The 13,049-nt window shown below is 67.5% G+C and carries 12 protein-coding genes; 5 read left to right on the forward strand and 7 right to left on the reverse strand.

Annotated elements, in window-relative coordinates:
• Positions 1–101: 101 nt before the first annotated feature.
• On the reverse strand, positions 102–1,328 hold the full coding sequence (locus AB0M15_RS07085) for a choice-of-anchor P family protein (RefSeq protein ID WP_363814849.1): 1,227 nt from the start codon (positions 1,326–1,328) through the stop codon (positions 102–104).
• Between the two features lie 193 nt (positions 1,329–1,521).
• Between AB0M15_RS07085 and AB0M15_RS07090 the strand changes: the two genes are divergently transcribed.
• Entirely contained in the window at positions 1,522–2,073 is a 552-nt protein-coding gene (locus AB0M15_RS07090; RefSeq protein ID WP_363814851.1) for a LamG-like jellyroll fold domain-containing protein, read from the forward strand.
• A gap of 62 nt (positions 2,074–2,135) precedes the next feature.
• Here AB0M15_RS07090 and AB0M15_RS07095 read toward each other — a convergent pair whose 3' ends face one another.
• The 6 genes from AB0M15_RS07095 to AB0M15_RS07120 all read right to left on the reverse strand — a co-directional run bounded on the left by AB0M15_RS07095 (position 2,136) and on the right by AB0M15_RS07120 (position 6,539).
• Entirely contained in the window at positions 2,136–2,432 is a 297-nt protein-coding gene (locus AB0M15_RS07095) for a DUF1416 domain-containing protein (protein ID WP_363814853.1), read from the reverse strand.
• Position 2,433: 1 nt separating this feature from the next.
• Positions 2,434–3,282: a sulfurtransferase gene (locus AB0M15_RS07100; protein ID WP_363814855.1), complete on the reverse strand. Its 849-nt coding sequence runs from the start codon at positions 3,280–3,282 to the stop codon at positions 2,434–2,436.
• A 12-nt stretch (positions 3,283–3,294) separates the two neighbouring features.
• A complete protein-coding gene (locus AB0M15_RS07105; protein ID WP_363814857.1) occupies positions 3,295–3,750 on the reverse strand; it encodes a DUF4395 domain-containing protein in 456 nt (151 codons plus the stop codon).
• A 276-nt stretch (positions 3,751–4,026) separates the two neighbouring features.
• Entirely contained in the window at positions 4,027–4,800 is a 774-nt protein-coding gene (locus AB0M15_RS07110) for an RDD family protein (RefSeq protein ID WP_363814859.1), read from the reverse strand.
• A 43-nt stretch (positions 4,801–4,843) separates the two neighbouring features.
• Positions 4,844–5,326, reverse strand: a complete 483-nt coding sequence (locus AB0M15_RS07115; protein WP_363814861.1) for a thioredoxin family protein — start codon at positions 5,324–5,326, stop codon at positions 4,844–4,846.
• A 136-nt stretch (positions 5,327–5,462) separates the two neighbouring features.
• On the reverse strand, positions 5,463–6,539 hold the full coding sequence (locus AB0M15_RS07120; protein ID WP_363814863.1) for an OmpA family protein: 1,077 nt from the start codon (positions 6,537–6,539) through the stop codon (positions 5,463–5,465).
• A 439-nt stretch (positions 6,540–6,978) separates the two neighbouring features.
• Here AB0M15_RS07120 and AB0M15_RS07125 point away from each other — a divergent pair, with 439 nt between their 5' ends.
• The 4 genes from AB0M15_RS07125 to AB0M15_RS07140 all read left to right on the forward strand — a co-directional run bounded on the left by AB0M15_RS07125 (position 6,979) and on the right by AB0M15_RS07140 (position 13,025).
• Positions 6,979–8,310 (forward strand): glycosyltransferase, encoded by a 1,332-nt coding sequence (locus AB0M15_RS07125; protein ID WP_363814865.1) that lies wholly within the window; start codon positions 6,979–6,981, stop codon positions 8,308–8,310.
• On the forward strand, positions 8,307–10,349 hold the full coding sequence (locus tag AB0M15_RS07130; RefSeq protein ID WP_363814867.1) for a right-handed parallel beta-helix repeat-containing protein: 2,043 nt from the start codon (positions 8,307–8,309) through the stop codon (positions 10,347–10,349). Before AB0M15_RS07125 ends, AB0M15_RS07130 begins: the two co-directional genes overlap by 4 nt.
• Positions 10,346–11,611, forward strand: a complete 1,266-nt coding sequence (locus AB0M15_RS07135; RefSeq protein ID WP_363814869.1) for a hypothetical protein — start codon at positions 10,346–10,348, stop codon at positions 11,609–11,611. Before AB0M15_RS07130 ends, AB0M15_RS07135 begins: the two co-directional genes overlap by 4 nt.
• 73 nt (positions 11,612–11,684) lie before the next feature.
• Positions 11,685–13,025 carry a UDP-glucose/GDP-mannose dehydrogenase family protein gene (locus AB0M15_RS07140; RefSeq protein ID WP_363814871.1) on the forward strand — a complete coding sequence of 447 codons (1,341 nt, stop codon included), beginning with the start codon at positions 11,685–11,687 and terminating at the stop codon, positions 13,023–13,025.
• Positions 13,026–13,049 lie beyond the last annotated feature (24 nt).

A 13,049-nucleotide genomic window follows, 5' to 3' on the forward strand; every position in this document is an offset into this window, starting at 1 on the left:
CCCCCGGACCGGATCTCGAGGATCCGGACCCGGGGGTCCTGGAGCTACCTGGCTGAATCGGTGAGGTTCGGCTCAGCGAGGTGACGGGTGTGGTGGCTGGATCAGCCGATCACACCGGCGGCCGAGTGGCCGAGGACAACCTTGGTGTTCAAGCTGTAGACGTCGATCACCAGGGCGTTGACGGACACGTACCGGCTCTGACGCACGACCTGGTTGAAGGTCAGCTTGGCGACACCGGGGATGTCCAGTACTGCGTTCGGGCCGGTCGCGACCTGGTAGGTCTTGTTGCCGACCTGGATCGAGGCGACGCTCGAGGAGGAGTGGATGCCGACCTTGCCGTCCTTGGTCTTCCAGGCGGAAGCCGACGACTCGATCGCACCGACGCGCAGGGTGCCGACGCGGACGCCGGCGATGTGCGAGGTGAAGTTGACGGCCGACTTCTCGGTGCCCATGTAGCCGTTCTTCGTGGTGTAGATCGCGCCCACGGAGGCGACCTTCGGGATCTCGATGCCGGCGATCGAGTTCTTGATCGTCTTTCCTTCCGTGCCCTGGCAGGTGGCCTGGTAGGAGGTCTTGCCCGACTTGACGAGCTTGTCGACCTGGACGGTCGAGCCGTACGCGTCACCCGTCACCATCGCCGTGGCCGGCTTGGTGATCTCGGCGCGGGTTTTCAGCACCGCGACGTCGACGCCCTCGGGGATGTACTTGTTCTTCACGTTCGCGTGCAGCACGACGGCCTGCGCGTACGAGTAGATGCCGGCGCTGGTCTTCACGCCGCCCACGCGGTTCAGCACGATGTAGCCCAGGCCCGGGATGGCGACCTTGAAGTTCGGGCTCGGCTTCAGCAGCGACGGAACCACGACGCCACCGATCTTCACCGCGGCGAAGGTGGTGTTGCCGGTGTACGACAGCTGGCCGTTCTTGTAGACCGACGTGGTGGTGGTCTTGGCGCCGACCAGGTGCAGCAGGTTGCCGACCTTGATGTCGGCGGCGGTCGCGTTGCTGGTCACGCCGTTGCCGTGCGCGTCGTTGAACGCGTGGGTGTCGGTGGTGACGGTCTGCGCGATCGCCTGGTTGTTGATGTTCGCGGTGGCGAGATCGTTGCGGTCTTTCGCGCTCGAGTTCGTGGTGCAGCTGAACTGCGCGACGACGTTCGGGCCGTGCTGGACGATGCCGGCCTCGATGCCGGTGCCGAACGAGTAACCGCTGTAGCCAAACACCGGCGCGGCGGACGCCGAACCCGAGGTCAGCGCGATCGTCGAAGCTACGCCGACAACCGCCGCAACTCCGACGGCAGCGAGCTTCTTGTATCCGATGCGGGGTCTCATGACCCCTCCTCCCTGAGTGATGACGTGACCCTAGTGAGCGGGCCAGGACACAGACACAACTCAACCGGTTGCGGTAGGTAACGAAAACTTCGCCGTCGAGATCAAACCGTTACCTGATCAGTCACCCCGTGAGAATCGAGATCTTGCGCGTAACCCCGTCCCGTGTAAGCGATGCCACAGGAAGTCCCTGATATTGCAGCTAGTTGCAGTCCGGGCCGGCCGTGACGGGATCGGGCAGGCCGTACAGTTCCCGGCGGTCTGTCCGGGTGACGCTTGCGCCAAGGCTGTCATCACCAGCCCGGACGCCGCGGATCTCAACCCGGGGACGGCCGCCTTCACCTACGGCGCTTGGATCAATGTGACGTTGGCCGAGCTCACCACCGACCACGGCTCGAACGTCTACCAGAAGGGCCTGTCCACCACGTCACAGTGGAAGCTCCAACTGGACAAGCCGTTGACCGGCGCACCGAGCTGCGTGGTCCGGGAGGCCGGTGGACTCAACGCGGTGGTGGTCTTGTCGAGCGTCGGCGTTGCCGACGGCAACTGGCACAAGGTCTCCTGCCAGCGGACCGCCAGCTCGCTGGACATCCTCGTCGACTCCGTGGTGCGCGGCAGCACCGCCCTGGCGCCGACCTACACGATCAGCCCGGCCGGGCAGCAGGTGACGCTGGGCGCGAAGAGCGCCGGCAAGAACAACGACCAGTTCCACGGCCGGCTGGACGACGTCTACTACAACCTGGACTGAGACAAGCCGAAGGGCCCGTCGCGCAAGCAAACGGGCCCTTCGGGGTCAGCAAAATAGCAGGGTCAGACGGCTACGGCGACCTCGGCCACCTCGCCGTACTGGGCCACTACCTGACGGTCGACCGGGTCGGCCTTGGGGGCCAGGGTCCGCAGCGTCCAGGTGCCGGGGGCCGCGAAAAAGCGGAAGTGCCCGGTGGCTGAGGTCGGGACCTCGGCCGTGAACTCACCAGAGGAGTCGAGCAGCCGCACGTAGGCGCCGTTGACCGGCTCCTCGCCGCGCAGTACCTGGCCCTGGATCACGGCTTCCTTGTCGACGTCGACGCCCTTGAGGTCGAGGCCGCCCTTCTTCGCTCCGCACATGTCAGGCCTTCCCTGGCTCGTCGCCGAGAGCAACCGGTACGCCGACCAGCGAACCCCACTCGGTCCACGAACCGTCGTAGTTCTTGACGTTCTCCTGGCCGAGGATCTCGTGCAGCACGAACCAGCTGTGCGCCGAGCGCTCGCCGATCCGGCAGTACGCGATGGTGTCCTTGCCGAAGTCCACGCCGGCGTCGGCGTACAGGGTCTTCAGCTCCTCGTCGACGCGGAAGGTGCCGTCGTCGTTGGCGGTCTTGCTCCACGGGATGCTGACCGCGGTCGGGATGTGCCCGGCCCGCTGGGCCTGCTCCTGCGGCAGGTGCGCCGGGGCCAGCAGCCGTCCGGCGTACTCGTCGGGACTGCGCACGTCGACCAGGTTCTTCACGCCGATGGCCTCGTTGACCTCGTCGCGGAAGGCGCGGATCTCCAGGTTCGGCTCCTTCGCCTGGTACTCCGTGGCCTCGCGCTTGACGACCTCGTCGGTCAGCTCGCGGCTGTCCAGCTCCCAGCGCTTGCGGCCGCCGTCGAGCAGCCGGACGTCACCGTGGCCGTAGAGCTTGAAGTACCAGTACGCGTAGGCCGCGAACCAGTTGTTGTTGCCGCCGTAGAGCACGACGGTGTCGTCGTTCTTGACGCCGCGGGAGGACAGCAGCGCGGAGAACTGCTCCTGGTTGACGAAGTCGCGGCGGACCTGGTCCTGGAGGTCGTCCTTCCAGTCCAGCTTGATCGCACCGGCGATGTGGCCGCCGTCGTACGCCGAAACGTCTTCGTCGACCTCGATCAGGACCACGTTGGCGTCACTCTTGTGCTCCTCGACCCAGTCGGCCGAGACGAGCGAGGATTCCCTGCTCATTGAATGCTGCTCCTAAGAAGTAGTAGCGGTGGATGGCGTACGAATGCGGTGGATCAGCAGATAGGCCTCGCAGCCGAGGCAGAGCCCGACGGCGGCGTTCACGAACGCGGCGACCAGGGCGAAACCGGTGGCGACCACGGCGAGCAGTTCGACGCCGGCGAAGTAGCCGATCAGGCCGAGGACGGCGAAGACCAGCCCGACCAGCTGCGCGAACCGCGGCGGCGCCGCGTCCTCCAGTTCCTTCGGCGGGCCGAGCCGCGGCCGTACCAACCGCTTGAAAAGCAGCCCGTACGGCGATGCCTGCACGCCGAAGACGACCGAGACCGCGAACACGACCGCCTGCACCACGAGTGGCCAGGGGTTGTTCAGGATCAGGGTCAGCGCCAGCACGACCGTGGTCAGCGCCGCCGCGAACCGGAGTCCGCGCGGGTCGACCTGGGGCTGCTGTTGTGCCGCCGGAGTGGACATGACGACTCCCGAAGAAGGAGGTGGTTCGAGCCGGACCCGCCCGGGGCTGCGGGAGGCGACGTACTGGGAACCGTGCTCAGCTACCGGTTCCGGAGCGCTCGGGACGCCGCCTGGTCAGTGGGTACGACACAGGGACGAGCGCATGCGGCAGTTGTCCACTGCCCTGCGCTTGGTCAGCCATGTCGTGTACTCCACGCCTCCGAGAGTACGGAAACGATCCGTGACCGCCAGCAGTGGTCCCACCTGGTGAGACAACTGATCACATGCTGATCAGGCTCACCGGCGCTGCTGCGGTCCGACCACGACGTTGGTATCGGCGATCTTGTCGTGCAGCGCCTGTTTCTTGTCGTCCCAGAGCGGGAAGAGCACGTCGACCAGGCTCAGGCAGCCGCAGATGAAGCCGAACACGCTGGTACTGGCCCAGCGCTTGAGCACGGTCGACCCGGTCGGCGGGCCCGGGACCGCGCGCAGCCGCACACTGAGCCCCATCACCTTCTTGCCGGGCGTCGCGCCGGTCCGGGTCAGGAAGAAGTAGGAGTAGGCCAGCTCGACGAGCAGGCCGACGATCGACAGCGGAATGGCCCACTGGTAGATCTCCACCGGCAGCTCGAAGCTCGGCGTGGCCCCCGCGGCCGGCGTCGCGAAGAGGTCACTGTCGTCGACCGCCTGGATGTACCGGTAGAAGAAGTAGCCGGTGAACGGCAGGCCGATCACGAACACGATGATCGAGTCGATGATCCGCGCCGCCACCCGCTTCCACCAGCCGGCCAGCTGCTGACCGTCCGGCGTGGACGGTACGCCCGCCGAGTAGCCGAATCCCTGCTGGGGATGGCCTTGCGGCCCGTACCCCTGCCGCCCCATCCCCGGCTGCCCGAGCCCCGGACCGAATCCAGGCTCACCCTGCGCAGGCTCACCACCTTGGCCGAACTGGCCCTGGTACGGCGGCGGGCCCTCGCGGGGCCGGCGGTAGTCCGTCCAGAACCCGCCGTCCCAGTACCGCTGCTGGGTCGGGTCCTGCGGATCGTCGTACCAGCCGGCCGGGAAGCTCATCGCCAAAGCATCACGTACCGCTGGGCCAGGCCGCCAGTTGGGGCTAGCGCTCGGCCGGGCTGGCCGTGTCGACGGCCGATCCGAGAGCGGCGATCACGTCCGCCTTGCGGGGCTGACCGCTGGCCCGGGTGACGATCGCGCCGGTCGCGTCGAGCACCAGCACGGTCGGCGTCCGCATGATGTCGAGCCGGCGGACCAGCTCGAGATGCGACTCGGCGTCCAGCTCGACGTGCTTCACGCCGGGGACCATCGCCTCGACCTCGACCAGCGTCCGCCGGGTGGCCCGGCAGGGCGCGCAGAAGGCCGACGAGAACTGGAGCATGGTGGCCCGCTCGCCGAGCCCGGTCCCGAGGTCCGCGGCCGAGATCCGGTCCGCTGCCGCTGTCGCGTCGTCCACTGCTTCCTTCTCACCGGCCACCCGGACCGCGCGGGTGCCGCGGAACCGGCCGTCGAACCGGGACTTGAGCACGCTCAGTACGACGCCGAGGGCGACGGCACTGACCAGCACGATGATCCCGGGGCTCATGACAATCCAGACTACGTCGGTCCTGATTACGCTCAACCGGTCGTTCACCCAGTGGACCGAACGGCTAAGAAAAGAACTATTCCAAAACTATGTTTCAAACGTGCGTTGCACACCGTCGGTAATTGGCAGGCAAGCCTTACCTGGAGGCCACTGTGATGACCACCCGGCGGTTTTTCTGCCGATTGGCATCCGAGGTGTTCGGAACGGCCGGAGCGGTCTCCCCGAAACCTTTGGTGGTGATCTGCGCGGCGGCGAAGTGCTCGGTCCTGATCAGGTACTGCGCGACCGCCTGGGCCCGCCGCTCGGACAGTCGCAGCCCGTAGGTCGCGTCGCCGCGGTCGTCGGTGTGCCCCTCGACCCGGAGCTTCGCGTTCGGATGTTCTCCCTTGATCTTCACCGCGATCGCGTGCAGCGCCTTGGCCGCATCCGGACGGATGGTGGCCTTGTCCGTGTCGAACAGAACGTCACCGGGAGCGACGTAGGAGACCTTGCCCTCGCCGGTGAAGACGTCGACCTTCTCCTGCCCGGGCAGTTTGCGGGATTCGAGCCGGGCAGGATCGACATCCACATCGGGCAGCCTGACCTCGGGCACCTTCACGGTCTGGATCCGCAGGTCGGGCACGGACCCCTCACCCTTCACGAACCCACCCGGCCGGGCAGCCCCGTTCCGGGACACCCCACGCCGTACTACGCCCTTGCGGGTCACGGTGGGCAGTACACCCTTGTTCTCGACCTGGCAGATCTGCGGCGACGTCACGGCTGGCACCGCCTTGCCGGGCACGGTCACGCCCGGGAACTGCTGCTGACTCCCGGCCAGCACACTGCCCGGAATCGTCACCGGCGGGATCGTCGCACCGGTGATCTTGACCGCGCCGAGGCAGCCGCCGGGAGCGTCGTACTGGATCACACAGCCGGCGTCGATGAGCTGCGCCGGGACCGTGAATCCCTCGACCGCGGTCTTCTGCGTGCCGTTGTCGTCATAGGTCAGCGGCTGGACGACCACCTCGGGCACGGTCACCGCAGGCAGCTTCCGGACGGTCCGGCCGGCGCCCGGGGCGCACTCCGGATCCGCGGTCGCCGTCGGCGTCGGGCTGGTCGTCGACGGCGTACCAGGTGTCGCCGGGGCGGTCACCGAGGACGGTCCGGACGGCGGGACGGAGCCCGCCGAGGAGGGCTTTTCGGTGTCGCTGCAACCGGCCGGTGCGGTCGTCACCGCAATCGCGAGTAAACAACAAGTCACCAGCCGTGACGTATTCCGCATTGGCCAAGTCTTGCACGCGGCCGGAACCGGCGGAAATACCACCGGTGGATATGTTACCCGGCGATTAATGTTTCGTGAACGATCCCGAAGTGAGCAGCGCCCGGCCGGTGGATGCGACTAGTTTCAAAACTGGCCGCACCGCGTTGACGATCTCGGCGGTGGCGACTACTTTCGACGGAGGCCGCGAACAGAGTGGTTACTGTCCGCAGCCGTCCGCAGGACGGCCGACGTGAGGCTCGGCCGAGGTGTCACCCGACCCTGGGGTGGGGTGCTGGGTGAAATTCGACCGCTGCGCGCGGTGGGGGGATTAAGGATGATTGTGTCGACTACGCCCATCAGCCGATTTAGTCTGGCTGACGTCTGGGACCGGATTACACATTTCTCATTGTCGATGGACGATCTTTCGCAATGGCGGAATCTCGTCCCACTGGCAGCCGCCGGAATCGTGGTGTGGGCCCTTTGGCTTTACCGCTTCTTTCTGTCCCGGCTGGCCAGACCGATCGAGAACGACTTCACCACCACCACATCGGTGGTGGTTCCTTCTTTTCATGAGGATCCCGACATTCTGATGCGCTGCCTGGAGACCTGGCGGCACCAGAACCCGGACGAGATCATCATCGTGCTGGACGTCGCCGACACCGAGGCCTATGAGCGGTTGGTCGCGCTCGACGACCCGCGGATCAACCCGATCCTGTTCAAGCACGCCGGCAAGCGGTCCGCGCTCGGCGTCGGGATCCGGGCCGCCAGCTACGAGGTACTGCTGCTGGTCGACTCGGACACGAGCTGGGAGCCCGGCCTGCTGAAGGCGGTGCAGCGCCCGTTCATCGACCCCGAGGTCGGTGCGGTCAGCACCCAGCAGAACGTGCACGAGCGCACCACCAGCGTCTGGCGCCGGGTCGCCAACTGGCTGGTCAACCTGCGGTACTACGACTACGTCCCCGCGATGGGCGCGGCCGGCGCGGTCGCCTGCGTCTCCGGCCGGACCGGCGCCTACCGCCGCAGTGTCGTACTGCCGGTGCTGGAGAACCTGGAGAACGAGTTCTTCCTCGGCCGGCGCTGTATCGCCGGCGACGACGGCCGGCTCACCTGGCTGGTCCTCGCCTCGGGCTACAAGACCGTGCACCAGTCGTCGGCCAAGGCCTTGTCGATGTTCCCGGCCACCTTCCGCGCCTTCGCCAAGCAGCGGATCCGCTGGAGCCGCAACTCCTACCGCTGCTACCTCACGGCAGTCTGGAAGGGCTGGCTGTGGCGGGTGCCGCTGGTCACCAAGGTGACCGTGCTGCAGATCCTGCTGACGCCGGTGACGATGGGCATCACCATCGGCTACATGGTCTTCAGCCGGCTGGACTGGACCTGGCAGAGCTTCACCCTGGCCGCCGTCTGGATGACGATCGCCCGCGGCATCCGCGGCATCTCCCACCTGCGCAGACATCCGGGCGAGATCGTCCTGCTGCCACTGATCGCCGTCACCGTCATCCTGATCGCGCTGCCGATCAAGCTGTACGCGTTCGTGACGATGAACAAACAGGGCTGGCTGACCCGGTCCGAGGACACGATCGGCGGCGAGGGCCAGGACGCGGCCTCGCTGATCCGGCAGAACCACAGCACCACCAGCACGGGCCCGCTGCAGCCGGCCCTGCACAACGAGGCGAGCCGGCCCAAGCACGCGGCCGCCGAGCTGAACCACCACAACGGCGAACTGCAGACGGAGCCGGCCTCATGACCGAGCCGAAGAAGAAGAGCCGCAAGGGCCTGCGGGCTGTTGCCGTGGTCGGAGTGCTCGGCATCGCCGGGTTCGTCCTACTGCAGTCCACCGCGTCCGGCTCGCCCAACGCGTCCCCGACGCCGAAGCCCAGCGCGACCACACCGAGCACCACCCCGAAGCCGCAGCCGCCGGACGCCACCCAGCCGACCACGCCCGGCGAGGCCAAGGACGACAAGACGATCGACCGGCTCCCCTACCCAGGTGACCCGGAGGCCGAAGCGGCGTACGTCGCCGACGAGGACCGCCGCCTGGTCGAGGTCCGGACGGTCGACTCGCTGGCTCGCTGGAGCAAGACCTCACTCAATTCGCCGTACCGGATCGCGACCGGATCGGCGTACACGCTGGTGCTGACGCCGCGCCGTGAGGTGTACACGATCAAGGACCTGCTCGGGCTGGCCCCGCAGACCTTCATCCGGCAGCCCGACGGCGGCTACCTGCTGTCCGAGCACGTCGTGATCCAGAACGGCGCCACGCTCAACCTGGCCTCGTCCGGCGGCCTCACGCTGCGGCTGGCCAGCGACGACAAGGGCTTCGTCTCGATCGTCAACTACGGCGGCGTGCTGAACGTCCAGGGCGTCAACGGCCGCCCGGTCCGGATCTCCAGCTGGAACCGCGACACCGACGGCCCGGACACCCTCACCAACGACGGCCGGGCCTACATCCGCTCGCTCGGCGGCCAGGTCCGGTTCCGGTACGCCGAACTGTCCGACCTCGGCTTCTGGAGCGGCCGGACCGGCGGTCTGTCGCTGACCGGTACCGACCGGCCGAACAGCGGCTCGCTGGACAAGCTCGGCGAGACGATGCGGGTCGGCAAGCGGGCCGCGAAGGAGCGCGAGGCGAACAAGGACGCGGGCAAGAACAAGACCACCAGCACCACCGACAAGCTCAACGGCGCGGGCAAGAACAGCCTCAGCCAGGTGCTGCCGGCCGGCAAGCTGCCGCTGCCCGAGGTGGACATCGCGGACCCGGAGTACAGCTACGTCTCCGCGCTGATCCAGAACACCACGATCAAGCGGAACGCGTTCGGCCTGTTCGCGGCCAGCGCCAACGGCCTCGACATCCGCGACAGCCACTTCGACGACAGCCTGGTCGACGGCATCGTGATGCACCGGTACGTCACCAACGCGGTGATCGACTCCAGTACCGCCGACGGCAACGCCGGTGACGGGTTCGTGTTGTCGCGGGCGACGACCGGCATCGTGCTGTCCGAGATCGAGGCCAGCCGCAACCACCGCAACGGGCTGACCATGTCCGGCCTGCCGCTGGCCGACGGCCCGAGCGCGACCGGCTCCAGCCTGGGCAGCTACGGCAACAACACCGTGTCCAACAGCAAGCTGATCGACAACGCCCGGTACGGCGTCGAGGTGATCGGCGGCACCAACATCGGCGTCAACGCGAACGACCTGCAGGGCAACGACATGGGCGTCGTGGTCCGGGGCGGCGCCGAGGACGTCTCGGTGGTCGGCAACCGGGTCACCGAGCCGATCCGGCAAGGCATCGCGATCCGCGACGGCGTCACCAAGTCCGTTGTCACCGGCAACATCATCAGCGGCGGCAACACCAGCGTGTACCTGCGCGACTCGGCCGCCACGGTGCAGCGCAACACGATGTCGGACGCCGACTCGCACGCCATCTCCCTGGTCGGCTCGGTCAGCCAGACCAAGGTCACCGAGAACACCATCAGCGGCCGGGGCCCGAGCGCGATCGACACCAAGCGGGCCGCCGACGTCAACATGCACCGCTGGAAGAACGACGAGGACAACTGGCACGACACCACGCCGTTCGTGGTCACCCTGAAGCGGTTCCTGCAGCCGCTGACCGCGATGTGGATCTTCCTCGCCGCACTGCTGATCTTCACCGCCGCCCGGGGCTCGCGCCGGATCCGGCGGGTCGTCCACCCGTACGCCGACAAGCGCCCGGTGACCGATGGAAGGTCCGTGCCGGCCGGCGCGGTCCCGGTCGCCGGCGACAACAACAACCACTTGGGAGCCAGATGACCCGGCTGAGCCGGCTGCTCGAACTGACCAGGCTGAACAAGCTGTCCCGGCGCGAACTGATCATCGCCGGCAGTGCGGCCGGGGCAGTCCTGCTGGTCGGCGGCGGCATCGTGGCCGCCGCCTGGCCGGACGACCACACGTCAGCCCCGCTGCCATCCGTCGGACCGTCGATCCCATCGGTACCTCCGGAGCCGAGCATCCCGGACATCACCGACGAGCCGAGCGACCCGGCCAGCAGCACTCCCACGACGGAGCCGACCGAGAGCGAGTCTCCGGACGAAGGCGAAGGCAGCAACGGCAAGAAGAAGCCGGAAGACGCACCGGTGATCGCCAACGCGGCGGCCGCCGGTCAAGGACCGCTGCCGAACTCGGCGCCGGTCACCTGCCCCGCGGCCACCGTCACGGTGCAGGACACCAAGAGCCTCGAAGAAGCGCTGTCGAAGGCCGGCCCCGGGACCAGCATCGCTCTCGAGGACGGCACGTACACCGGGAAGTTCGTCACCCAGGCCTCTGGTACCGCGGCACAGCCGATCTGGCTGTGCGGCGGAGCGGGCGCAGTACTGGACGGCGACGGCATCAAGGGTGGATACGTCTTCCACCTGAACAAGGCCAAGTACTGGCGGCTGGTGGGGTTCACCGTCACGAACGGTCAGAAGGGTGTGATGGCCGACACCACCGTCGGCACGGTCGTACAGGGTCTGACCGTGCACGACATCGGTGACGAGGCGATCCACCTGCGGGCCAACAGCACGGACAACGTCGTCCTGAACAACACCATCTCCAAGACGGGTCAGCGCCGGGACAAGTTCGGCGAAGGCGTCTACATCGGCTCCGCGGTCAGCAACTGGTGCACCACCAACAACTGCCAGCCTGATCGCAGCGACCGCAACGTGGTCAAGGGCAACAAGATTTCGCAGGTCACCTCAGAGGCCGTCGACATCAAGGAAGGCACCACCGGAGGACTGGTCGAGGGCAACACCTTCGACGGCTCGGCGCTGAGCGGCGCCGACTCCTGGGTGGATGTCAAGGGCAACAACTGGCTGATCAAGGGCAACAGTGGGACGAAGTCGACCCTGGACGGCTTCCAGACCCACCAGATCCTGAAGGGCTGGGGAGATCACAACCTGTTCACCGGCAACATCGCCACCGTCGACGGACCCGGCCTGGCCTTCGCGCTGCGCCAGCCCGCCGGCAATGTCGTTGCCTGTGACAACAAGTTCACAGCGGCCGGCGAGGGCCTCAGCAACATTCCCTGCAAATGACCAGCCGGCACCACCTGATCGTCCGCCCGGTGACGGCGGACCGCTTCTACCTGCGAACCTATGGGGGGTTCTGATGGCTGCCAAGCCACGCATCACCGTTCTGGGCACCGGTTACCTTGGTGCGACGCACGCGATCTGCATGGCGGTACTCGGCTTCGAGGTGCTCGGGATCGACACCGACGAGGCCAAGATCAAGGCGCTGGCCGACGGCCGGGTGCCGTTCTACGAGCCCGGCCTGCCAGAGATGCTCAGCAAGGCCCTGGAGACCGGGCGGCTCCGCTTCAGCACCGACATCGCCGAGGCGGCCGAGTTCGGCGACGTGCACTTCGTCTGCGTCGGTACGCCGCAGATGAAGGACTCGCCCGCCGCCGACATGACGTACGTCGACGCCGTGGTGACCGACCTGGCCAGGCACCTGACCCGGCGTGCACTGGTGGTCGGCAAGTCCACCGTCCCGGTCGGGACCGCCGCCCGACTGACCCAACTACTCCAGTCGACCGCTCCGGCCGGCGACCAGGTCGAGCTGGCCTGGAACCCGGAGTTCCTGCGGGAAGGCTTCGCCGTCGAGGACACGATGCGGCCGGACCGGCTCGTCTTCGGGGTCGCGTCCGACTGGGCCCTCGAGCAACTGCAGGCGGCTTTCGCGCCGCTGCTCGAAGCCGAAGTACCGGTCGTGGTGACCGATCTGCCGACCGCCGAGCTGGTCAAGGTGTCCGCGAACTCCTTCCTGGCCACGAAGATCTCGTTCATCAACGCGATGGCCGAGGTCTGCGAGACGACCGGCGCCGACGTCCAGCAACTGGCCGCGGCACTGTCCTTCGACCCGCGGATCGGCGGGCGTTTCCTGCGGCCGGGACTCGGGTTCGGCGGCGGCTGCCTGCCGAAGGACATCCGTGCCTTCATCCACCGCACCGAGGAGCTCGGCGTCGGACAGGCGGTCTCGTTCCTGCGCGAGGTCGACGCGATCAACCAGCGCCGGCGGCAGCGGACGGTCGACCTGATCCGTTCGCAGGCGGGCGGATCGCTGGCCGGCGTGACGATCTGCGCGCTGGGGGCGGCGTTCAAGCCGGACTCGGACGACATCCGGGACGCCCCGGCGCTGGACGTGGCCCGGCTGCTGCAGGCCGAAGGCGCGATCGTGCGGGTCTACGACCCGCAGGCGATGGAGAACGCGCGTAAGGCGTACCCAGACCTGCATTACGCCTCGGGCGTCGCAGAGGCGGCTGAAGGCGCACAGGTCGTGGCGCTGTTGACGGAGTGGGACCAGTTCCGCGACATCGACCCCGAGTGGCTCGGCGAGATCGTCGCCGTCCGGGCGATCGTGGACGGCCGGCACGCCCTCGACCCGGTCGCCTGGCGCGCAGCGTCCTGGGACTACCGGGCCCTCGGCCGCGCTGTGGATCCCGCCGCCTGATCACCCCGCCTGATCACGCGGCCT

The organism is Kribbella sp. NPDC051718 (assembly GCF_040681515.1).
Lineage (GTDB): Bacteria > Actinomycetota > Actinomycetes > Propionibacteriales > Kribbellaceae > Kribbella.